We start from the raw sequence: 21,908 nt of genomic DNA, 5'->3' as shown, positions 1-21,908 counted from the left end.
GTGGGAGTGGGAGTGGGAGTGGGAGTGGGAGTGGGAGTGGGAGTGGGAGTGGGAGTGGGAGTGGGAGTCGGAGTCGGAGTCGGAGTCGGAGTCGGAGTCGGAGTCGGGGTCGGAGTCGGGGTCGGGGTCGATGCCCCGGATTGGAAGGCGAAGCCGGTGGGCGGGGCGGTCAGCGCCCCGGGGGCTCCGGTGAATCCGAAGCTAACCCGGCCGCCGGCGGGGATCGACTGGTTCCAGGAATAGGGCTGGGCGTCGAAGGTGTAGACCTCGCCGACACGGGAGACGACTCGCGCGTTCCAGATCGACGAGACGGTGCGCGGCATTTGGAAGGAAAGCTGCCAGTTCGGGATGGGGGTGCTGGTCAGATTGTCGATCGTGACGTCGCCCTGGAAGCCGCTACCCCAGTCGCCGGAGACCGTGAAGGTCACGCGCACCTGACTTGTCTGGTAGGTCGTGTTTGCGGCGCTCTGGGCGGAGGCCGCAAACGGGAAGGCAAGGAGAAGCGCGGCAAGGAAAAGCGTTTTCATGGAATGATCGGTGAGAGAAAAGGACCCGGAATCGATTTTTCGATGGTGCGGCGACGATAGGTTACGAAAGCCATGATTGAAAGAATTGTCCTTCCCGGTAGGAAATGAATTCCCTCGGGCCGGCGAGATCGGGGCGTTTTTCGCGCTGTCGAGCGCGCGTGGAGGGCAGAAGACGGAAATCGGGCATCGGTGCGGATGGCGGACTCTACGATTTGCCGGCAAATTCCCGGTTGTCGCGCCGCACTCGGCGAATCGGGCCGGAAAGTCGTTGAACCCGCCGCGCGGAAGACTTTGCGGTGTTGACCCTGCGCCGCGCGATTCGCACGATGCGGGCGTGCAATCCCGGCTCGATCGATGGTTTTCCGTTTCGTTCTGGAAGATCAACATCGTCATCTGGCTGATCTTCGGCGCCTTCGAGTTTGTCGTGCGCTACGTCACTTTCGAGGACTTCGGTCGCGCGCTCGGGCTGACGCTAATGCAGGAGCCGCTGGCGTTCCTGTTCTCTCTGGTGCTCTACGGAATCTATCGGCGGCCCACGCTGGCGGATCCCTTTCGCTTTCGCACTGCGGTGTGGATGGTGGCGCTGAGCCTCGCCGCCGGCTTCTCCCAGGCGGCGATTTCGCGAGGTTTCGTCGAGATGACCGGCTGGCACAGCCCCGGCTGGACGCCACGCGAGGAGTGGCTTTTTCGCATCATCTTCATCTCGCTCGTGTATCTGGCGTGGAGTCTCGTTTACTTCGGGCTGCAGACGCGGGCTCGCGCCCTTGGCGAAGCCGCGCGGGCGCAATCGGCCACGGAATCGGCGCAGCGCATGGAACTGCAACTCCTCCGCGCCCAGCTCGACCCGCATTTTCTCTTCAATTCGCTCAACGGGATCGCTTCGGAAATTCCGATCCATCCCGAGGCGGCGCGAGAGATGGTGCATGAGCTCTCCGATTACCTGCGCTATTCGCTCGAGCATCGGCACAGCGTGCTCGCGCCCCTGGCCTCGGAACTCGACGCCGTCGCCGCCTATCTCCGCATCGAGCAGGCGCGCTTCGGCGAGCGGATGGAGACCAGTGTGGGGGCGGAACTCGACGCCCGTCGCCGGCTCGTGCCGAGTTTTCTGCTCCAGCCGCTCGTGGAGAATGCGGTGAAGCACGGCCTGCTGGCCGAGCGCTGCGCGATCCGGATCTACGCGGGCTGCAAGGGCGACCGGCTCACGATATCCGTCAGTAATCCCGGGCGTCTGCCGGAGAGCCTCGAGGTCGTCGAGGGCGTGGGGCTCGAGACGTTGCGGCGTCGACTGGAGTTTCATTATCCCGGCCGGGCGGAATTCGAATTGAGCCAGATGAACGGGATCGTCACCGCGGAACTACGCCTGGAGGGAGAGCCGTGCTCCGCGTGATCCTTGCGGACGACGAACCGCTGGCGCGGCAGGCGCTGCGGCAATCGCTGCTCGAAATCGGGGGCGTGGAAGTGGTCGCAGAGGCCGGCGATGTCGCCGCGGCCCGCGAGGCCTGTGCGCGCACGAATCCCCACGCCGTGTTTCTCGACATCCGTATGCCGGGCGAGGACGGCTTCGCGTTTCTTCGCGGCCGCGGCCAGCCGCCGAAGGTCGTGTTCGTCACGGCGTATTCCGAGCACGCGATCCGTGCCTTCGAGGTGGAAGCCGTGGACTATTTGCTGAAGCCGGTGCGCGCACAAAGGCTGGCCCAGGCGGTGAGCCGGCTCCGCGAGGCGTGCGGATTGAACGAGACGGCCGGGCCATCCTTTCTCGCGAGCGACCGCATCTGCCTGCGCTCCCCGGGGCGAACGGTCGTGGCGACGCTCGAAAAAGTCGCCGCGCTCGAGGCGGACGGCGACTTCACGCGCTTCTCTATCGCGGGTGAGGCCCCGCTGATGATTTGTCAGACGCTGAGCGCCTACGAGCGCACTTTGCCGACGCCGCCGTTCGTGCGCGTGAGCCGGTCGCTCATCCTCAATGTCGGCGCCATTCAACGCACCCAGCGGATGTCGCGCGACGAGGAGCACGTCTGGCTCGCGGGTTGTCCGGAGCCGGTCGCCCTCGGCCGCGCCGCGCAGGCCCGGTTGCGGGAAGCGCTCGGCTGATCTTCCCGCTGTGAGCTTCTGGAAGCGGGGCCTAGTATTTCGCGACGCTCGGGTCGACGCGGTCGGCCCAGGCGAGGATGCCGCCTTCGACATTCCAGACCTTCGCGAAGCCGGCACCCTGCAGCTCGCGCAGGGCATTGGCGCTGCGATAGCCGCTCTTGCAGTGGATGACGATCTCGTCCGCCGTGTCGAGTTCGCTCAGGCGTGCGTGCAGCTCGCCGAGCGGGATCAATTTCGATCCGGGGATGCGGGCGATGTCGTATTCGTAGGGTTCGCGCACGTCGAGGAGGACGAATTTCTCGCCGGCGTCCTGCCTGCGCTTGAGTTCCTCCACGGAGATCTCCGGCACGGGTGGTTCGGCTTCTTCCGCCGCGGCGGCCTGCGGGATGCCGCAGAAGGTGTCGTAGTCGATGAGCTCGGTGATGGTCGGATTCTCGGAGCACACGGGGCACTTGGGATCCTTGCGCACCTTGAACTCGCGGAATTTCATCTTGAGCGCGTCGAAATGGAGCAGGCGGCCGATGAGCGGCTCGCCGATGCCGACGATGAGCTTGACCGCTTCGATGGCTTGAATGACGCCGATGATGCCTGGCAGCACGCCCAGCACGCCGCCCTCGGCGCAGCTCGGGACCATGCCCGGCGGCGGCGACTCAGGATACAGGCAGCGATAGCACGGACCGCCGAGGTGCGGAGCGAAGACCGTGACCTGGCCGTCGAATCGGAAGATGGAGCCGTAGATGTTCGGCTTCTTGAGAAAGACGCAGATGTCGTTGGAAAGATAACGCGTCGGAAAATTGTCCGTGCCGTCGATCACGATGTCGTATTGCTCGACGATCTCGCGGGCGTTCTCGCTCGTGAAGAAGGCGTCGTGCAGGTTTACCTGGACGTTCGGGTTCACGTCCTTGATGCGGTCGCGGGCGCTGTTGATCTTCTTGCGGCCGACATCCTTCGTGCCGTGGAGGATCTGGCGCTGGAGGTTCGAGAAATCGACGGTGTCGAAATCGACGAGGCCGAGCGTGCCGACGCCGGCGGCGGCGAGGTAAAGGGCGATGGGCGAGCCGAGGCCGCCGGTGCCGATGCAAAGGACCTTCGCGGCCTTGAGTTTCTTCTGACCGGCGAGCGTGACCTCGGGCATGATGAGATGGCGCGAGTAGCGGGCCACTTCGTCGTTGTTCAGCTCCAGTCCTTCCAGTCGGGACGGGTCAATAATGCTCGGAATGCTCATAAGTCGAGCGGACGACCTTAGCGGCGAAGCCGGGGCGATGCAAGTGGCCGGCGGGGATATGACGCGGCGCAAAAAAAAAAAGCGGGGCGCCCTCGAAAGAACGCCCCGCGGAAAAGATGGCTCGGAAGGCTTAACGGCGATGCAGCGTGATGAACGAGGGCGCCGAAGCTGTGCCGTCGGCGGCGTAGGCGACGACGCGCAGGCGCAGCTTGTCCTTGCCGAGTGGGAATTTGACGGTGAGGCGCCACTTTGTCGTGCCGCGGGCGCGCTTGCCGTTCACGAGCACGCGAACGGTGTCGGCGGAGGCCCGGCCTTTCACCCGCGCGGTGTCTTCGGCCTCATCGACCGCGAGCTTTTTCTTAAGGCCGAGGGTGGGCGGGACGGGGGTCGCAGGCTCCGCCTTCGCGGGAGCTCCGGTGACTTTGTAGGCGCCGATCGTTCCGCTGATCTCGTAGCCGACGAGTAGCAGGGCCTCGCCGGTGGGATTGTCCGCGCCCTTGATGAAGAGGATGCACTCCGGCGCGATGAGGCCTTCGGCAAAATTATTCACGTAAGCGACGTGGGTCGGTTCGGCGGGGTTTGTTGCGTCGAACATCAGCAGGCCGTCCTGCCGCTCGAGGCCGACGAAGAGGTAGCGGTGGCCGTTGATGTCGCCGGTGGCGATGGCCTCGGGTTCGGGGCCCTTGTCCGGCGAGCGCGCGTCCAAGACGGCGGTGCCGGACTCGGCGTTGATGTTGTGCCGGGTGGGATCGAGCGTGAGCAAAAGCGGCTCGAGGCTGCCGGAGTCCTTCACGAGCGCACCGGTGGTGGCATTCCAGATCGAGAACGATCGGGTGCCGGGCATGACGGGTTCGTCGAGCAGGCCATCGCCATCGGGATCGCTGACGTCCTTCAGCACCCGCAGGCGGCCGAACGCGGCGTCTGTCCGGTCGATCGTGACGCCTGCCTCCACTCCTGTGAAATCCTTCACTCGGATGCGGTCGCCGTCATCCACGCGGAAGTCGCCTTCGTTCGCGGTGACGAGGAATCGCGTGCCGCCGGCCGTGAACGACGCCATCGTGTCGGGCATGGGCATGCCTTTCACGACATCGTCCACGAGGGCGAGGGCCGTGCCGCCGGCGCCGTCCTTGTCGGAGGCGTCGATGGTCTGCGTGATCGTGCCGAGCGGATGGATCGCGGTCCATTTGTTCGCGTTCGCGCCGGTGAGCGAAAGCTCCGCGATGGCGTTGTTTTCCTGCAGGGTCACATAAATTTTGCCGTCGCCCTCGGTGATGTATTCCGGCTCGACGTGGCGGAAACGATTCGCGATCGCGCCGGCGGAGTTGTCGTTAAAGCGCAGCGCGTCGAGCGTCACGCCGGTCGCGAGGTTTGCGGCCTGGAAGTCGATCGTGTTGACGTTCGCGTTCGTGAGCGTGGCCACGCTGGCGAGGTTGGTGACGCCGGAGAGGTCGATCACGCTCACGGAGCCCGGGGCGTCCGTCGCGCCGCCGGTGGTGAATTCTCCCTCGTTCGCGACGAAGACCTTTTTGCCATCGCGCGAGAACGAGACGTTGTCCGGATGGAAGCCCACGTCGAGCGTGACGATCGAGGCGACCGAGCCGGCGCGGTAGTTGAAGAAGGCGACGCGGCCCGCGGTCGTGCCATTCGCCGTCGGGATGAGGGAGGCGACGCCGAACCCACGGCCCAGCGGGTCGAGCGCGACGGAACTTACCGCGCCGAGGGCGCTCGAGAACTCCGCGGCGTAGGAGAGCACGCCGCCGCGGGCGGTGAGGCTGCCGTCGGCATTGAGCGTGAAGAGCTGCACGCCGGCCGACCCCACGGTGGAGGCGACGGTGTTCTCGTCCTTGGAAAAGGAAAGAATCTCCGCGCCAGTGGGAACGGAGGTCTGCGTCAGGAACTCGAGGCTTTGGGCAGGGGAGGTCGCGGCGGCGCCAAGAAACGCGGCGGTGAAAAGGAAACGGGAAGATTTCATGCGCAGCGGAATTGCCCGTCATCGCCGGAGCGCACAACCTGGCGACAACTTCGTGACATGGCGGCGGGGGCGTGCGGAAAGTCACCGTCGGCTTTTCCCTGGCGGTCCTTTTCGGTAGCGAGGACGTTGTCCACCATGAGGCGACCGAACGTCACGCTGGCCTTGCTGCCCTTCGAGAATCTCTCCGGCCTGCCGGAGGATGCGCGACTGGCGACAGGCTTCCTGCACGATCTTATTGCCGAGATGGCGCGTTTCCCCGCCTTCGGCGTGATCGCGGCACTCGGTGTTCGCGGCCGGGGAGGAGGCGCTCGACGACGCGGCGCTCGGCCGCCGGCTCGGGGCGGGATATTTACTGAAAGGCAGCGTGCGGCGGATGGGCGGAACGCTGCGGATCGCCGCGCAGTTGATCGAGGCGGCGAGCGGCCGCCACCTTTGGGCCGGGCGTTATGACGGCGGGAATCTCCCCGAAACGCACGACGAGATCGCCGCGAAAGTGGCGAATGCCCTGGCCGGCCAGATCGACCAGTCGCTGCTCGGGGCGGCCCGCCGCCGGCGAATCACGACGCTTGCTGCCTACGAATGCTGGTTGCGCGGCATGGAATGCCTGCAGCGCGGCATCGGCGACGCGGACGAGGAGGGGCGACGGTTCTTCGAGCGCGCGCTCGAGGCGGACCCGCATTGCGCCCGGGCGCTGGGTGGGCTCTCGCTTTCTCATTTCAACGAATGGAGCTGCCAGGTCTGGGGCCGCTGGGAGGAGAAGGAGAAGCTCGCTTACGACTACGCGCGGCAGGCCGAGGCGCTGGACGCGGACGATGCGGCCGTGCAGCTCATCCTTGGCCGCATCGAGCAATACCGTCGCGAGTTCGACCGGGCGGGCGCGCGTTTCGACCGCGCCCTGCGGCTGGCGCCGAACGACGCCGGGCTGCTCGTGCAGCTCGCGAGCTGCCAGACTTTCCAGGGGAGTCCCGAACTCGGCCGGGAGCTGGCGGAGCGGGCGCTCGCACTGAATCCGCTCGGTCCGGCGTGGTATTACTGCTACGCGGCGCCGCCGCTTTTCCCGCTGCGGCGCTACGAGGAGTTCCTCGCCGTCGCCGCGAGAACACCGCCGCAGATGGTCGTCGATGTGCCGGTCTTCCGGGCGGCCGCGTGCGCGTATCTTGGCGACCGGGAGCGCGCGACAGCCTTCCTCGAGGAGTTTCGCGAGGACTTCCGCCGCCGGATCCTCTGCGGCGCCGAGGCCGGCTCCGGAGAGCTGTTCCGCTGGATCCTGCATGTGAATCCCTACCGGCGCGACGAGGACATCGCGCACCTCGCGGAGGGGCTGCGGCTCGCGGGGCTCGAGGAGGGCGCGGCCGTCGCCCCGGAGCGGCCCGCAGTGCTCACCTGGCCGATCGCGAATGTCTTCCGCCGCGAGGGGACGTTGTGGACGCTTGCCTTCGAGCACCAGGTCGCGCAGATGCCGGAGCTGCGCGGGTTCCTCGACATCGCGCGCCTGCTGGCGCGGGCCGGGGACGAAGTGGCCAGCGTGGATCTGGCCGGTGAAGCGGTCCGCTCCGCCGGGGTCGAGATCATCGACGAAGAGGCGCGTCGCGCCTACCGCGCGCGACTGCGGGAGATCGAGGCCGACCTCGCCGAGGCCGGGGAGGCCGGCGACGCCGCGCGCGCCAGTCGCTTCGAGGAGGAGCGCGATGAGCTGGAGCGCGAGATCAAGCGGGCCACCGGGCTCGGCGGACGGCTCCGCAAGGCGGGCGATTCCGCGGAGAAGGCGCGCACCGCGGTGACGTGGCGCATCCGGAGCGCGATCCGAAAGCTCGAGGCGGTGTATCCCGCGCTGGCCCGGCATCTGGCGAACTCCATCCGCATCGGCGCTTTCTGCTCCTACCGGCCCGAGCGCGCCGTCGAATGGCAGGTCCACGCGCCGCCTCACAATGTGAGGGGCGAACTCACGCCCACAGGGTGAATTCACCAACACCAATGATTGCATCCCGACAGACCCTTCCCCAACTCTCCGGCGACCTTTTCCTCACCGACGGCGGCATGGAAACAACCCTCATTTTTCACGAGGGCATCGATCTGCCGCTCTTTGCGGGCTTCACCCTGCTCGCCACATCGGAGGGCCGCGCGGCCTTGCGGAAATATTACCGCACCTATGCCGGCCTCGCGCGGCGGCACGGCGTGGGCTTCGTGCTCGAGAGCCCGACCTGGCGGGCGAACCCCGATTGGGGCGCGCAGCTCGGCTACACGCCGGAAACGCTGGCGGAGGCCAACCGCCAGGGCATCGGCCTCATGCACGAGGTTCGCGAGGAATTCGAGACCGCCGCGACGCCGATCGTCGTCAGCGGCTGCGTCGGGCCGCGCGGCGACGGCTATGCCCCCTCCGCGCTGATGAATGCCGACGAGGCGGCGCGCTACCACACGGCGCAGGTCCGCACGCTGCGCGACGCCGGGGCGGACCTCGTGAGCGCGTTTACCATGAACTACATCGAGGAGGCTGTCGGCATCGCCCGGGCCGCGGAGGCACTGGACATCCCGGCGGTGATCTCCTTCACTCTCGAGACCGACGGCCGGCTGCCCGGCGGCCTGACGCTCCGCGAGGCCATCGAAACCGTGGACGCCGCCACCAGCGCGCCGCCCGCGTATTACATGATCAACTGCGCGCACCCCGTGCATTTCGAGGCCGCTCTGACGGCGGGCGAACCGTGGCTGCGCCGCATCCGGGGCATCCGCGCAAACTCCTCGATGCGCAGCCACGCCGAGCTCAACGATGCTCCCGATCTCGACGAGGGCGATCCCGCCGATCTCGGCTGCCGCCATCGCGACCTGCTCCGAAAAATGCCGCACGTCACCGTGCTCGGCGGCTGCTGCGGCACGGACCATCGCCACGTCGAGGCCATCCTGCTCGCGTGCCGGCGCGCGTCCGCCGACGGCTAAGTGGGCGCTTGGCCGGGCCGCGCCTTTCTGGTAGGAGGCTTGCAGGGTGATGGATGCACAACGCGAGCGGTTGGACTGGCTCTGGCGGCGCGGCAGCCGCGAGGCGGTGCTTGCGGCGATCGAGAAGCTCGAGGACCCGGCCGAGCGCGGCGAGTTCTTCGTGCGCGCCGTCGAAGTGATGCAGCGCGCCCGGCCCACGATGGCCCGCTTCCTCAGCGAGGTCTACGTCGACGCATTCTACAAGGATCCCGAGCCCTTCGGCCCCGGCGTGAAGCCCCACGGCGAGATCCTCCGCGTGCTGGCGCGGAATTACGAGCAGGAAGGCCAGCTCGAGCTGGCCGAGTGGGCATGCGGCATCGCGGTGGACAATGGCATCGCCGCCGATGGCATCGAGGGCGGCTTCGCGGGCTGGGCGGAGCGCCTGCGGCAAAAGCGTGCGACGGTCGGGTAGACGATGGCCTGGCCTGATCGGCGGAGTCACATTTTCCGAGGCCGACCCCACGTTCGCCGCATTTCTCCCTCGCGCCGCAGGCTCGGACGCGCCACTTTGGAGGGCATCCCCTCCATGGAGAAGAAGCGTGTCATGATCCTTTCGGCCTCGGTGGGCTCCGGCCACATGAAGGCAGCCGACGCCCTCGATCGCGCATTCCGCGCCCATCCCGAAGTGGGAGAAGTTCTTTCCGACGATTCGCTCGATCACACGAATCCCCTCCACAAGCAGTTTTACTCGGGCCTCTACAAGCGGCTGTCGGAGGTCACCCCGCACTTCCTCGGCTGGTGGTATGAGACGAGCGACGATCCGTGGGCGACCGATCGCGTGCGCGTGCTGCTCGATCTCGCCCAGGCCCAGCCGCTCATCAGCCTCATCAAGGACTTCCATCCGGACCACATCATCTGCACGCATTTCATGCCGGCGGGGGTGATCGCGCACTTGCTGCGCCGCAAGACCGTCGAGACGAAGCTCTCGATCGTCGTGACCGACTATCACTTTCACGCGATGTGGCTTGCCCGCGCGTTCCATCATTACTTCGTCTCGCAGGACGAGGACAAGATCCACATGGAGGCGCTCGGCCTTCCCGCCGACCGCATCACGGTCTCGGGAATCCCGATCGATCCCGCCTTCGAGCAATCCGTCGATCGCGACGCCGTTTTCGCCCGGCATGGACTCGATCCCGCCCGTCCCGTGCTTCTCCTGGCCGGTGGCACGCTCGGTCTCAGCCCCGCAGCGGCGGTCGTCAAGCGCCTGCTCGGCATGACGGACGCCGACGCGGCTTTCCAGGTCGTCGTGATCTGCGGCCGCAACGAAGACCTGAAGAACCAGATCGCCGAGATGACCTCGGACGATCGCGGGCGCTTTCACGTCCTCGGCTATACGACCGAGATGCGCGAGCTGATGGGCATCGCCACACTCATCCTCACGAAACCGGGCGGCCTCACGACCGCCGAAGCCCTAGCGAGCGGGCTGCCCATGGTGATTCTCGATCCCATCGGCGGGCAGGAGGAACGCAATGCCGACATGCTGCTCGAGAACGGCGCCGCCATCAAATGCACCGAGGTCACGCTCCTCGCGCACAAGCTTTCGACGCTCCTCAACGATCCCGAGCGTCTTGCCTACATGGCCGCGAATTGTCGTCGCCTCGGACGTCCCGCCGCGGCTCGCACCGTCGCCGACGCCGTCCTTTACGAGCTCCAGCCCGAGCCACGCCGCATCTCCCGCAAGGAGGAGAAGAAAATGCGAGAGGCCGTCTCCGAAGGCTGATCCGCGATGAATCCGCAAACACCGAAGCTCACCGCCAGCGCGCCGGTCTTTCTCGTGCGGGACGTCTTCGCCGCGGCGGCGCACTACCGGGATGCGCTCGGTTTTGCGGATGACGAATTTTACGGCGAACCGCCGTCCTTCGTGATCCTGCATCGCGACGGCATGTATCTCATGCTCAAGCAGGCCGAGAATCCGGCCCACGTCGTCCCGCATTGGACCGTCTCGCCCAAGCTCTGCCAGGCCTATTTCTGGGTCTCGGATGCCGACGCCCTCCACGCGGAGTTCGTCTCCCGGGGCGCCACGATCGACTACGGCCCCTGCACCCAGCCCTACGGCTGCCGGGAGTTTGGGATCCAGGATCTCGACGGCTACGACGTGAGCTTCGGTCAGGTCCTGTGAAAGGTTTCCGGATCGACGGATCCGGAGAAGGCTCCCGTTGGATCGGGCGCTCTTCCGGCCGGCGATCGACCGGAAGAGGGGCGGGAGCTTTTGCGAAGGTTACTTGTTCACCTTCGGCTTCTTCGCACTGAGAACGGTCGTGAAGACATTCGAGCCGCCGGCATCGGACGACACGAGGGTGAGGGTGAGTTTCCGTTTCTTGCGCGAATCTTTCACGACGCCGATGCCAGTGAGATTCATGTCGCCGTTGGTGGCAAACATCGTGAGCTTCCGCTTTTTCTGGGACCAGTTGCCGGTGCCGGGGTGGGCGTTGTTTGTGCCGGCAATGCCGATGCCGAGGTCCGTCGTCGACATGGTTTTATTCTTGGCCAGCGTGAAGTCGGCCGGGAGCACCGAGGTCGACCCGCCGGAGTCGATCGTCGCGGCATAGCTGATGAAAGCCGACTTTCCGTTTTTCGGCACTTTGATGACGACGACAGCCGTGCCGGCGCTGGTGCCGCCGGGAGACGCGAGGCTGACGAGGCCGGAATAGTTCCCGGCGAACGCAAACAGTTGGTTGCTCTTCGCGAGGGCTGCCGGCGAGCAGAGAAGGGTGGCGATCGTCGCGCAAACAAGGGGTTTTGCCAGTAGGTTTTTCATGAGGCCATTTAATGCAAATTCCTGGACGATTCGCAATATGAATAATTCAGATTCATAGGTCGTCTTTCGCGGTCGAACGGCGAGAGTGATGAACGGAAATTGGTCGCAAAGAAGGCTGCCGTTCATCCCGAAAAGCGTTACAAACGCTCTCATGCTGATGAGGTCGTTTTTGTTCGCGATTTACCTCCTTGCGATGGCCGCGAGCGGCCGCGCCGCCTTCTCGACCGTGGTGATCGATGCGGGGCATGGCGGGCACGATGCCGGCGGCATTCCCTCGAACATCATTCCCGAGAAGAACGTGGCCCTGGACGTGGCCCTGCGGGTGCAGGCGTGCCTGAAGCGGGCGGGGCTGCGCACGGTGATGACGCGTTCGTCCGACGTGTTCGTCCCGCTGCCGCAGCGGGTGGCAATCGCAAACGCCCAGCGGAATGCGATCTTCGTGAGCATTCACTTCAACTCGGGCCTGCGGCGGGGGGCGTGTGGCATCGAGGCATTCTACAACTCCTCGAAAGGGGCGGTGCTCGCGCGCTGCATCCAACGATGCGCGATGACAACGACGAAGGGCGAGAATCGCGGCGTGAAGCCCGCGACGTTCTACGTGCTGCGCAAGAACAAGCTCGTTTCCGCCCTCGTGGAGTGCGGCTTCCTCACGAATCCGCAGGATACCGCGCTGGCCCGGAGCAAGGATTACCGGCAGGCGCTGGCCACGCAGATTGCCAGGGGCATCCTGCAATATCGCGCCCTCTGAAGGAAGCGTCGGAAAACCGCTTTCGCACGGCGAATCTTGGGCGAAAGTTTGGCAAACGAACCTTCCCCATGAATACGTCCCATCAAATCCTCACCGACCACGCGAATGTTTCCAGCGCGCTGCGCATCCTGACGGGCGCGACTTACTCCGGCAAACGGGCCATTTATCTGTCCGGCTCGCCGGAGGGGTTCCGCCTGCTCGCCAGGCTCCTCAACGCCCAGGCGGAAGCTGCGGAGAATTCCTGCACGAAGCTCGAGCGCGAGGCGGGCCAGCTCGACTTCACGACGCCGGACTCGGTCGACATCTTCGAGATGCACAGCCACCACCCTGCGCTGCACCACCCGGTGCTCGAATCCTGAGGCCGGGACCGCCGTGAAAAAGAAAATCGGCCGCCGGGAGGTTTCCACGGCGGCCGATTGGGAAGGGTTTTCCAAGTCGATCGTGCGATCGCCTAGAAGTTCCACATCTTGCCCTGCTGCGCGTCGGCGAAGACTTTTGGGCTGAGCAGGTAAGCCATCGGCGGATCAGGCAGACGGCTGTCGTCGAGGACGGGCAGTTGCTTGCCGATGGTGGCATCCCACGGTTGCGTGGTGGAGATGTTGATCGGCGTGCCGACCGGGATCATCGCGTAGATCTTCTTCACGGCCTTCAGCGGCGTGCGCACGCAGCCGTGCGTGCAGGGCACGGGCTTCACAAAACCCCAGTGGATGCCGTAGGCGGACTTGAATTCCATCCAGTAGGTCATCGGGTAACCGGAACCGGGCTCGCTTACGCGGCGCTTCGTCGCCTGCTTCGAGTAGATCGTGAAGTTTCCGTGCGGGGTCGGATCGGAAGGCTTGCCGACGGACACCGGGGTGGCGAGGAGGACGGTGCCGTTCTCGACGACGTAGAGACGCTGGGCGCTTGTGCTGAGCGCGAGCCTGATGTTGTGCGGATTCTTCGCCGGGGTGACGGCGGGATCGTAAGTGAAGGACGTGCGGTGGCCGGAGGGCTCCACGGTGGCGCAGGCGCCGAGGGCGAGAGCGACGACGGCCAGGGCGGCCGGGGAAAGAAGACGGGATGGCGAGAATTTCATGAACGGTCTTTTGCGGCGATGGTCGGCAGGGTGCGACAAGTGCCGCGGGAGCGCAAGTGCGCGTTTGCCAAGGATCGCCGCCGGGTCGGGCCGATCGTCAGGCGACCTTCACGGGCTGGCCCCCGAGACGGGCCGACTCGAGGACGGCGAGAACGATGCGCATGTCGCGCAGTCCCATTTCGCCCGGGGTGGGGAAGGGATCGTTGCGCTGAATGCTCCGCGAAAAGGCGTCCATCTCGGCGGCGAATTGATCCACCGGCTCGAGGAAGCGCTGGCTCTCCTCGGGACCGGCGGAGAGTTCGCGCTGCGTGCGGAGCCGGAGGCCGCGGTAGGAGAATGCAGGGTCCATCGAGATCGTGCCCTTCGAGCAAAGCACCTGGTAATGGGAAAGCCGGGCCGAGCCGAAGGAACACTCGCACGCGGCGAGCACGCCGGATGGGTAGCGCAGCAGGAAGCTCACGCTTTCCGGCACTTCGCGGAAGCGGAAGTCGGACTGCGGCTGCGTGGCGACGGCCATCACGTCGAGCGGCTCCTCGTTGATCGTGTAACGGGCTGCGTTGATGCAATAGATGCCGAGGTCGCCGACGGGACCGCCGCCGAGCGGAGCGCTGAGACGAATGTTGGGCGCTTTCACGTCCTGGCAATGGCTCGCGGAGAATGTCTTGATCTCGCCGAATTCCTTGCGCCGGCACATGTCCATGACGGCCAGGTTCATCGGCTCGTAATGCAGGCGGTAGGCCACGCCGAGCTGGCGGCCCGCCGTCTGGGCGGCGGCGATCATCGCCTCGCATTCGGCGACGGTGCAGGCCATCGGTTTTTCACAGAGCACGTGTTTGCCGGCCTGGAGGGCGCGGATGGTGAACTCGGCGTGCATCGAGTTCGGCAATGCGATGTAGACGACGTCGATGTCCTTGTCCTCCGCGATGCGGTCGAACTCCATGTAGCCGTAGATCGAGGCCTCGGGGAGTTTGTAGAAGTCGGCGATTTTCTTCGCCTTGTTTCGGTGGCCACTCACGAGCCCGGCAAGGCGGGAATTCTGGCTCTTCGCGAAGGCGGGAAGAATCTCACCGAGGGCGAGTTCGCCAAGGCCGACGATGGCCCAGCCGAGTCTCTGGTGAGGGATCGGAATCTCGAGATGCGGCGGCTGCTTGTCCGGCGGGGCGAGGGGATCGGCCCCCGCAAGAGGCGGGGCCGCCGGGCCTGAGAGACTGCCGACCGGCGTGGGGCCGGGGGAGGGCGGGCTTTGCGCAAACACCGTCGGCGTTGCAAGCGCAGCGCTGGCGAGCGCCGCGCCGTGAAGGAAGCGGCGGCGGCTCAGGCCGACTTCGGGGGATTCGGAAAGGGGGCGATCGGCATCGTCCATATCGGATAAACGCACGCCGACTGGCCGACGCGGGTGTGGAGACCCAGGGGATGTGCGGCGGCGGCCAGGAAGTTTTCTCCGCGTGGTTGCCTGCCGTGCTACGAATGCAGGGGACATGAGCGGACAATTTCTGTGGGGCGTCTCGACGTCCGGCTACCAGAGCGAGGGCGGATACAATGGCGACGGCGAGCCGCAGAACAACTGGGCGGCGGCCGAGCGCGCCGGCACCGTCCAGCGCACCGGCCACGCCGCGGAATTCTGGACGCGCTACGAGGAAGACTTCGCCCGCGCCCGCAGCATGGGATGCACCGCTTTCCGGCTTGGCATCGAATGGCCTCGCGTCCAGCCGTCAACCTTGCTCGAGGAACTCGAGGTCGCCCCGCCGTTCGACGACGTCGCGATCGATGCCTACGCGGACCGTATCGCCGCCTGTCGCCAGGCCGGCCTCGAGCCCGTGGTCACGCTCCAGCATTTCACGCATCCCTCGTGGCTGGGCGTGGACGCCTGGCATTTCGACCGCACCGTCGACGCCTTCGCGATCTATGTGAAACGCGTCGTCGAGCGCATCAATGCCCGCCTTGTCGCCACGCACGCCGTCGCGCCGATTCGCTATTACGTCACGATCAACGAGCCAAACATCCTCGTCCAGAACACGTATCTCGTGCCCGGCTTCCCCGGAAAACGACGGGGCACGCAGGCCGGCATCGACGCTCTTTCCCGGCTGCTCGCCGCGCACGTGCGTGCCTACAATGCGATCCACGATCTGCACGTGGCAAACGGCTGGGCCGAGCCGCTTGTGACGACGAACACGTTCTGCAGCGACACGTATTACAGCGAGCAGGCGATCTACGATCTGCTCATGTTGCGCGAGCGGGGATGGAAGCCGGGCCACCCTGCGCCGGCGCTCGAGCCATTGTTCGCGCGCAAGGCGGAGGCGTTTCGCCGGGCCTTGCGCGCCGCGAAGCTGCCGTTCCGCGGCGGATTCTCCATCTGGCTCGGTCGCCAGTTTCATCGCGTGCTGAACGCTATTGCGCGGAGCACGTTCACAAACGCGAATCTCGAGCCCTTCCTCCGCGAACTCGCGGCGTCGCCGCGCGAGCGGGTGTTCGATTACCTCGGGATCGACTATTACGATCCCTTCGCGGCGCACATGTTTCGCCCGCCGTCATTCTCCGATCTCGAGTTCGTGCCGCTAAACCTGCGTGCCTGGGTGATGGACAGCCTCACCGCCAAATGGTGGGACTGGCGCCTCTTGCCCGAGGGTCTGCATTTTTTCTGCACCCATTACGCGAAGGAGTTTCAGCGTCCGGTGCTCATCGCGGAGAACGGCATGGCCTATCGGCGTCGGCCGGATAATTCCCACCTCGGCGAGCGGCGCGACCGGCACACGCGCAGCGAATTTCTCCGGCGGCACATCCACGAGGTCGGCAAGATTCGCCGCGAGGGCTGCCCGCTGATCGGCTACATGCACTGGTCGCTTACCGACAACTACGAATGGGGCAGCTACACGCCGCGTTTCGGGCTCTTTACGATCGATTACGCGCACGACGCCGAGCGTCTCGTCACCGATCACCTTGGCGACCGGCCTTCGGAGACTTACGCGAAGTTGATCGCCGAAACCGAGGCCGCCATGGCGAAGGCCTAGGGTTGCGCCCGGGCGGATCGAGTGCAAACATCCGGCTCGTCCAGCATGAACAACCTGCCGCTTTCCCGCCGCTTTCTCCATTGGTTCGCCGTTTTTATCGCGGTCTGGACGTGGATCGTCGTGATCAGCGGGGGCTCGGTGACGTCACGAAATGCCGGCATGGCGGTCCCCGACTGGCCGACCTCCTTCGGCTACAACATGTTCCTTTTTCCCGTCTCGATGTGGGTCGGCCCCATTTTCTACGAGCACACGCACCGGCTGATGGCCAGCTGCGTGGGCGGCTTCGTCCTCGCGCTCGTCGTCTGGCTGATGATCGCGGAGCCCCGGCGCTGGGTGAGGGTGTTGGGCTGGTGCGCCCTCGGTTTTGGCGGCCTGCAGGGCACGCTTGGCGGCCTGCGCGTGATTCTCAACGAATCGCAGATCGGCATCGTGCACGGCATCCTCGCGCAGCTTCTTCTCGTGCTGATCTCGATTGTCGCGGTCGTTACGAGCCGTTCGTTCATCGCGGGCCGATGGACGCTCGAGCTGGCTCCGCGCGGCGCCCGGGCACTCGCGCTCGCGTTGTCGGTCACGGTGCTCAGCCAGCTCGCCGTCGCGGCGACGATGCGTCACGCGCACGCCGGCCTCTCGATTCCCGATTTCCCGCTCGCCTATGGAAAAATCCTGCCCGACACGAGTGCGGCGGCGATCGCGGCCATCAACGCGAAGCGTGCGGCGCTCGACGTGGTGCCGACCAATGCGGAACTCATCTGGCTGCAGATGGCCCACCGGTTCATCGCCGCGGCGATCTTCACGCTCGTCGCGGCGCTGGTCTGGCGCACCCGGGGCACGACTGGCGGAGCGCGCCGCATGACGCTGCTCCTGGCGACCGTGATCGTTGTGCAGATTCTTCTGGGTGCCTGGACCATCTGGTCGAACAAAGCCGCCGACGTGGCCACCGCGCACATGGCGCTCGGGGCGCTCACCTTCGTCACGTCCGTGCTCCTGACCTTTCGATTTTTCACCATGCGGGGAGAGTCGGCCAAGGAATCGCTCGAATTTTCCGGCGCACCGGAGTATTCCCGCGTGTCCGCCTGATTGGTGGATTCCCGTAGCCCGCATCCATGAAGTCCGCCGCCAGCACCACCGAAACCGCCGAAGCCCCGTCGCTTCTGGGCGATATGGCCGAACTCGTGAAGGCCCGGCTGTCGCTGCTCGTGCTGGCCACCACGCTCGTCGGCTACCTGCTCGGGCAGGCTCGGGAGACGTTCTCGTGGGTCGCGCTTTCCGCGACGCTCGTCGGAACGGCCTTCAGCGCCGGGGGAGCGGCCGCGCTCAATCAATGGTGGGAACGCGACATCGACGCGCTCATGCGCCGCACGCGCACCCGCCCGCTCCCCGCCGGGCGCATGCATCCGAAGGACGCCCTCATGTTCGGGGCCTTCTTCTCGATTTTCGGCGTCGCGTGCCTCGCGCTGGTCGACTCGCTCGCTGCCGTGCTCGCCTTCACGACGATCGTAATCTACGTCCTCGTTTACACACCGATGAAGCGGGTGAGTTCGCTGAACACGCTCGTCGGTGCGATTCCCGGGGCGCTGCCACCACTCATCGGCTGGATCGCCGCCACCGGTCAGGCCAGTCTGCCCGGCTGGGTCCTCTTCGCGATCCTCTGGTTCTGGCAGATGCCGCATTTCCTCGCGATCGCCTGGATGTATCGCGACGAATACGCAAACGCCGGCTTCGTCTTCCTCACCAGTCATGATTCCGACGGCCGTGCCACTTCGCGCCAGGCCGTCCTCTATTCGCTCTGCCTCGTGATCGTGAGCGTCGCGCCGACGTTCATTGGCCTCAATTCGCAGCTCTATTTCTACGGATCTCTACTGTGCGGGGCGATCTTCACGGGCTTCGCCCTCCAGTTCGCGCGGGTCCGCACCCGGGAATCCGCCCGCGCGTTGTTCTTCACTTCGATCATCTATCTGCCCGTCCTGCTCGCGTTGCTCGTCGCCACGCACCGGGGTTAAGCGGGTTTGCCGTCCGTTTCGCATGTCCACTCCGTCCCGCATTCCCCGCATCGGCTGGGCCATTGCCTTCGCCGCGGGCGCCGCGGTGCTCGCGCTCGCCTGGACGCAATTGAAAACCGCTCGCCGCCCGGCCCTCCCGCCGCTGCCCGAGCTGGCCACCGCGCCCGACTTCGCCTTCACCGCCCAGACCGGCGCGCCGGTCAAGCGCGCCGACCTCGCCGGGAAGATCTGGATCACCGACTTCATCTTCACCCGTTGCGCCGGCCCGTGTCCCGTGATGACCGAGCGCCTCAGCGAGCTCCAGCGCGCGCTCGCCGTCGGCCCCGATGACGTGCGCCTCGTCAGCGTGACCGTCGATCCGGAATACGATTCGCCTGCCGTCCTGAAGAAATACGCCGAACGCTTTGGCGCGGACCCCGCGCGATGGTTCTTTCTCACCGGCGACCCCGCCGCGATCGAGACGTTCTCCACCAGGGGAATGCTCCTTGCGCTTGCGAAGGACGGAGAGGGGGCTCCGATCCATTCCCAGAAGTTCGTCGTCGTGGACCAGTCGGGCAGGATTCGGGCCTACCACGACCTTGCCGATCCGGCGCTGCTACCAAATCTCCTTCAGGACATCGAAAACCTTCGCCAGGAAGCCCGTGCATCCCGGTGATCCCGACAGACGTTATTACTTTCTCGATCTGCATGGACCCTTCCGTTTTTCCGCCCATCAACGCCTCGCTCAACGCCCTCAGCACGATCTTCATCGCCTCCGGCTGGTGGTTCATCCGGCACGAGCGTAAGCGCGCTCACATCGCGTGCATGGTCACGGCCCTCGCGACCTCAACGCTCTTTCTGGCCTGCTATCTCACCTACCACTTTCTGAAGGCCGGGCACGTCACCTACTTTACGCATCCCGGCTGGCCAAAGACCTTCTACTACTGGCTTCTCGGCACTCACACCGTCCTGGCGATCGCCGTTTTGCCCATGATCATCTGCACCGTCGTCCCGGCCCTGCGGGCCCGGTTTGACAAGCATCGGCGCATGGGACGGTGGACGATGCCTGTGTGGCTCTACGTTTCCTTCACCGGCGTCCTCGTCTACTTCTGGCTTTACCAATGGTTCCCGCCGGCAAATCTCTAGATCGTCGGCCTCCGGAATTTTTGGAATTCCGCGAAAAAGCCTCTTGACCTTCCGGGAAAAGTCCGGCATTTTCCAAACTCTTTTTCCCGCTGCCCGCCAGCGCACCCTTTTTACATCATGGCCAAAGAAGTTGTCGCAACCATCAAGCTCCAGATTCCAGCCGGCTCGGCAAACCCCGCGCCTCCCGTGGGTCCTGCCCTCGGTCAGCAGGGTGTGAACATCATGGCGTTCTGTAAGGAGTTCAATGCTGCCACGCAGAAGCAGTCGGGCGATATCCTTCCCGTCGTCATCACGGTCTACAAGGACAAGAGCTTCACGTTCATCACGAAGAACCCGCCCGCCGGCATCCTCCTCAAGAAGGCTGCGAACATCGCCGCCGGTTCCAAGGAGCCGAACAAGGTCAAGGTCGCCACGCTCACCAAGAAGCAGGTCATGGACATCGTGAAGATCAAGATCGCGGACATGAATGCCAACAGCGAAGAGGCCGCCTACCGCACCCTTTGCGGCACGGCCCGCCAGATGGGCATCGAAGTTGTCGAGTCCTGAGCTTTTTCAAACCCATAACCGCAGGAGACCGTGAAGGTCGCTGGCACTGCAAAACATCATGCAAAAGACACGTAGCAAACGTTACCGCGCCGCCGCTGAGTTGGTGGACGCCAAGAAGAAATACGCGCTCGGGGATGCCGTGAAGCTCCTCAAGACGCTTCCCGCCACCAAGTTCGACCAGACGGTCACGCTTTCCTTCAAGCTCGGGGTTGATCCCAAGCAGAGCGACCAGATGGTCCGCGGCACCTGTCCGCTGCCGCATGGCTCCGGCAAATCCGTGCGCGTTCTCGTGTTCGCCACGGGTTCCGCCGCGGAGGCCGCTCGCGCCGCCGGTGCCGAATACGTCGGTTTTGAAGACCTCATCAAGCAGGTCCAGGGTGGTTTCCAGGATTTCGACGTTGCCGTCGCCACGCCCGCCGCGATGTCCGAAGTGCGTAAGCTCGGCAAGGTCCTTGGACCGCGCGGCCTCATGCCGAATCCCAAGACTGGCACTGTCACCGACGACACCGCCACCGCGATCAAGGAAGTCAAGGCCGGCCGCGTCGAGTTCAAGCTCGACAAGAACGCAAACATCGCCGTTCCCGTCGGAAAATTCTCCTTCAACGAAGACGCTCTTCTCGAAAACGGCAGCGCGGTCATCTCTGCGGTGATCAAGTCCCGTCCGGCCACGGCCAAGGGGGCTTTCGTCGAAGCGATCACGCTCAGCGCCACCATGTCGCCCGGCCTCACCGTCGATGCCGCTCCGTTCCTCAAGAACTAAGGCCTCTCAACTCTCAACCATCAACCATTTACTCACTCCATGAGACCTGAGAAAGCCACCGTCGTCGAGGACCTCCGCTCGAAGTTCCAGGGTTCGCCCTTCCTCATTGTTGCCGATTATAGCGGCATGACCGTTCCGCATTTCGCCGAACTCCGCAATCGCCTTGCGGGTAGCGGTGCAAAGCTGAACGTCGTCAAGAACAGCTTCATCAAGATTGCGGCCAAGGAGCTCGGCATGCCCGACCTCTCCAAGTCCCTCGCCGGCCAGAATGCCGTCGTCACCGGGGAATCCGACATCTGCGCCGCCGCGAAGATTCTCAAGACCTTCGCCAAGGAATTCCAGAAGCCTGTCGTCAAGGCCGGCGTCCTTGATAACGCCGCTCTCGACGCCGCCCAGGTTGCGGCCCTGGCCGATCTGCCCTCGAAGCAGGTCCTTCAGGCCACCCTCCTTGGTCTGCTTCAGGCCCCGGCCAGTCGGTTCGTCCGCGTGCTCAACGAGCCCGGCGCCAGCCTCGCGCGCGTCCTCCAGGCCAAGGCCGACGCCGCCCAGTAACCCTTTCGCATCGCGTAGAAGCCACGCGCTGCGAGCACCCAAACACAAAACACAATCGGTTCCTCGTCGGATTCGCGGCTGCGGATTCTTAAATGCCCTGAGGCTTCGGGGCGCGACGACACCAAAGAAAGAACACCATGGCAGATACATCTGAACTCGTTGACAAGCTGAGCGGTCTTACCGTTCTCGAAATCGCCGACCTCGTTAAGCAGCTCGAAGAGAAGTGGGGCGTCAGCGCCGCCGCTCCCGTCGCGGTTGCCGCCGGTCCGGCTGCTGGTGGTGGTGAAGCCGCCGCTGTGGAAGAGAAGACCAGCTTTGACGTCATCCTCACTGGTGCCGGCGCGAACAAGATCGCCGTCATCAAGGAAGTTCGTGCCGCGGTCGCCGGTCTGGGTCTCGCGGAAGCGAAGGCCCTCGTCGAAAGCGCTCCGAAGGCCCTCAAGGAAGGCGTGACGAAGGAAGAAGCGGAAGAGATCAAGAAGAAGATCGAAGCCGCCGGCGCCACCGTCGAAATCAAGTAATTCATCCCTGCGTTCGGACGAAGGGGCCAA

The 21,908-nt window shown here is 65.1% G+C and carries 24 protein-coding genes; 18 read left to right on the top strand and 6 right to left on the bottom strand.

Features of this window, described 5'->3' with window-relative positions; translation table 11 throughout:
* Window positions 1-527, bottom strand: a 527-nt coding sequence (locus VIM61_15325) for a cellulose binding domain-containing protein (protein ID HEY8901782.1), incomplete at its 3' end; no start/stop codon positions are given.
* A gap of 334 nt (window positions 528-861) precedes the next feature.
* Here VIM61_15325 and VIM61_15320 point away from each other — a divergent pair.
* Both VIM61_15320 and VIM61_15315 read left to right on the top strand, forming a co-directional pair.
* Entirely contained in the window at window positions 862-1,914 is a 1,053-nt protein-coding gene (locus VIM61_15320; protein HEY8901781.1) for a histidine kinase, read from the top strand.
* Window positions 1,902-2,618 carry a LytTR family DNA-binding domain-containing protein gene (locus VIM61_15315; GenBank protein ID HEY8901780.1) on the top strand — a complete coding sequence of 239 codons (717 nt, stop codon included), beginning with the start codon at window positions 1,902-1,904 and terminating at the stop codon, window positions 2,616-2,618. Before VIM61_15320 ends, VIM61_15315 begins: the two co-directional genes overlap by 13 nt.
* Window positions 2,619-2,649: 31 nt before the next feature.
* Here the strand turns inward: VIM61_15315 and moeB are convergent, their stop codons facing one another.
* Together moeB and VIM61_15305 are read right to left on the bottom strand one after the other, a co-directional pair.
* Window positions 2,650-3,801 (bottom strand): molybdopterin-synthase adenylyltransferase MoeB, encoded by a 1,152-nt coding sequence (gene moeB, locus VIM61_15310; GenBank protein HEY8901779.1) that lies wholly within the window; start codon window positions 3,799-3,801, stop codon window positions 2,650-2,652.
* 172 nt (window positions 3,802-3,973) lie between these two features.
* Window positions 3,974-5,815 carry a choice-of-anchor I family protein gene (locus VIM61_15305; protein ID HEY8901778.1) on the bottom strand — a complete coding sequence of 614 codons (1,842 nt, stop codon included), beginning with the start codon at window positions 5,813-5,815 and terminating at the stop codon, window positions 3,974-3,976.
* Between the two features lie 283 nt (window positions 5,816-6,098).
* On the opposite strand from VIM61_15305, the gene VIM61_15300 reads away from it, so the two are divergent.
* The 5 genes from VIM61_15300 to VIM61_15280 all read left to right on the top strand — a co-directional run bounded on the left by VIM61_15300 (window position 6,099) and on the right by VIM61_15280 (window position 10,904).
* Window positions 6,099-7,775 carry a hypothetical protein gene (locus VIM61_15300; protein ID HEY8901777.1) on the top strand — a complete coding sequence of 559 codons (1,677 nt, stop codon included), beginning with the start codon at window positions 6,099-6,101 and terminating at the stop codon, window positions 7,773-7,775.
* 14 nt (window positions 7,776-7,789) lie between these two features.
* Entirely contained in the window at window positions 7,790-8,746 is a 957-nt protein-coding gene (locus tag VIM61_15295) for a homocysteine S-methyltransferase family protein (GenBank protein HEY8901776.1), read from the top strand.
* 49 nt (window positions 8,747-8,795) lie between these two features.
* On the top strand, window positions 8,796-9,197 hold the full coding sequence (locus VIM61_15290) for a hypothetical protein (GenBank protein HEY8901775.1): 402 nt from the start codon (window positions 8,796-8,798) through the stop codon (window positions 9,195-9,197).
* A 114-nt stretch (window positions 9,198-9,311) separates the two neighbouring features.
* A complete protein-coding gene (locus VIM61_15285) occupies window positions 9,312-10,505 on the top strand; it encodes a glycosyltransferase (protein ID HEY8901774.1) in 1,194 nt (397 codons plus the stop codon).
* 6 nt (window positions 10,506-10,511) lie between these two features.
* Window positions 10,512-10,904 (top strand): VOC family protein, encoded by a 393-nt coding sequence (locus VIM61_15280; GenBank protein HEY8901773.1) that lies wholly within the window; start codon window positions 10,512-10,514, stop codon window positions 10,902-10,904.
* A gap of 99 nt (window positions 10,905-11,003) precedes the next feature.
* On the opposite strand, the gene VIM61_15275 is transcribed toward VIM61_15280, so the two are convergent.
* A complete protein-coding gene (locus tag VIM61_15275; GenBank protein HEY8901772.1) occupies window positions 11,004-11,543 on the bottom strand; it encodes a hypothetical protein in 540 nt (179 codons plus the stop codon).
* Between the two features lie 157 nt (window positions 11,544-11,700).
* On the opposite strand from VIM61_15275, the gene VIM61_15270 reads away from it, so the two are divergent.
* Together VIM61_15270 and VIM61_15265 are read left to right on the top strand one after the other, a co-directional pair.
* On the top strand, window positions 11,701-12,291 hold the full coding sequence (locus tag VIM61_15270; protein ID HEY8901771.1) for an N-acetylmuramoyl-L-alanine amidase: 591 nt from the start codon (window positions 11,701-11,703) through the stop codon (window positions 12,289-12,291).
* Window positions 12,292-12,359: 68 nt separating this feature from the next.
* The gene (locus VIM61_15265) at window positions 12,360-12,650 is read left to right on the top strand and encodes a hypothetical protein (GenBank protein HEY8901770.1); all 291 of its coding nucleotides are present in this window, start codon (window positions 12,360-12,362) and stop codon (window positions 12,648-12,650) included.
* A gap of 92 nt (window positions 12,651-12,742) precedes the next feature.
* Here VIM61_15265 and VIM61_15260 read toward each other — a convergent pair whose 3' ends face one another.
* Both VIM61_15260 and VIM61_15255 read right to left on the bottom strand, forming a co-directional pair.
* Window positions 12,743-13,366 carry a L,D-transpeptidase gene (locus VIM61_15260; GenBank protein HEY8901769.1) on the bottom strand — a complete coding sequence of 208 codons (624 nt, stop codon included), beginning with the start codon at window positions 13,364-13,366 and terminating at the stop codon, window positions 12,743-12,745.
* Between the two features lie 97 nt (window positions 13,367-13,463).
* Window positions 13,464-14,729 (bottom strand): Gfo/Idh/MocA family oxidoreductase, encoded by a 1,266-nt coding sequence (locus VIM61_15255; GenBank protein HEY8901768.1) that lies wholly within the window; start codon window positions 14,727-14,729, stop codon window positions 13,464-13,466.
* 115 nt (window positions 14,730-14,844) lie between these two features.
* On the opposite strand from VIM61_15255, the gene VIM61_15250 reads away from it, so the two are divergent.
* The 9 genes from VIM61_15250 (at window position 14,845) to rplL (ending at window position 21,878) form a co-directional block, all read left to right on the top strand.
* Window positions 14,845-16,374, top strand: a complete 1,530-nt coding sequence (locus VIM61_15250) for a family 1 glycosylhydrolase (protein HEY8901767.1) — start codon at window positions 14,845-14,847, stop codon at window positions 16,372-16,374.
* Between the two features lie 45 nt (window positions 16,375-16,419).
* Window positions 16,420-17,451, top strand: coding sequence for a COX15/CtaA family protein (locus VIM61_15245; GenBank protein ID HEY8901766.1), 1,032 nt, complete (start codon window positions 16,420-16,422; stop codon window positions 17,449-17,451).
* A gap of 26 nt (window positions 17,452-17,477) precedes the next feature.
* Window positions 17,478-18,374 carry a heme o synthase gene (gene cyoE / locus VIM61_15240; protein HEY8901765.1) on the top strand — a complete coding sequence of 299 codons (897 nt, stop codon included), beginning with the start codon at window positions 17,478-17,480 and terminating at the stop codon, window positions 18,372-18,374.
* A gap of 22 nt (window positions 18,375-18,396) precedes the next feature.
* Complete coding sequence (locus tag VIM61_15235; protein HEY8901764.1) at window positions 18,397-19,029, top strand: SCO family protein; 633 nt, start codon at window positions 18,397-18,399, stop codon at window positions 19,027-19,029.
* A gap of 32 nt (window positions 19,030-19,061) precedes the next feature.
* A complete protein-coding gene (locus VIM61_15230) occupies window positions 19,062-19,499 on the top strand; it encodes a DUF420 domain-containing protein (GenBank protein ID HEY8901763.1) in 438 nt (145 codons plus the stop codon).
* A gap of 117 nt (window positions 19,500-19,616) precedes the next feature.
* Window positions 19,617-20,045, top strand: a complete 429-nt coding sequence (gene rplK / locus VIM61_15225) for a 50S ribosomal protein L11 (GenBank protein HEY8901762.1) — start codon at window positions 19,617-19,619, stop codon at window positions 20,043-20,045.
* A gap of 58 nt (window positions 20,046-20,103) precedes the next feature.
* Window positions 20,104-20,805, top strand: a complete 702-nt coding sequence (gene rplA / locus VIM61_15220) for a 50S ribosomal protein L1 (GenBank protein ID HEY8901761.1) — start codon at window positions 20,104-20,106, stop codon at window positions 20,803-20,805.
* A 39-nt stretch (window positions 20,806-20,844) separates the two neighbouring features.
* Window positions 20,845-21,357 carry a 50S ribosomal protein L10 gene (rplJ, locus tag VIM61_15215; GenBank protein ID HEY8901760.1) on the top strand — a complete coding sequence of 171 codons (513 nt, stop codon included), beginning with the start codon at window positions 20,845-20,847 and terminating at the stop codon, window positions 21,355-21,357.
* 137 nt (window positions 21,358-21,494) lie between these two features.
* On the top strand, window positions 21,495-21,878 hold the full coding sequence (gene rplL / locus VIM61_15210) for a 50S ribosomal protein L7/L12 (GenBank protein ID HEY8901759.1): 384 nt from the start codon (window positions 21,495-21,497) through the stop codon (window positions 21,876-21,878).
* Window positions 21,879-21,908: the final 30 nt, after the last annotated feature.

The organism is Chthoniobacterales bacterium, from assembly GCA_036569045.1.
Classification (GTDB): domain Bacteria; phylum Verrucomicrobiota; class Verrucomicrobiia; order Chthoniobacterales; family JAATET01; genus JAATET01.
Note: the sequence above shows the minus strand (reverse complement) of the source record. Positions and strands in the feature narration are given on the sequence as shown.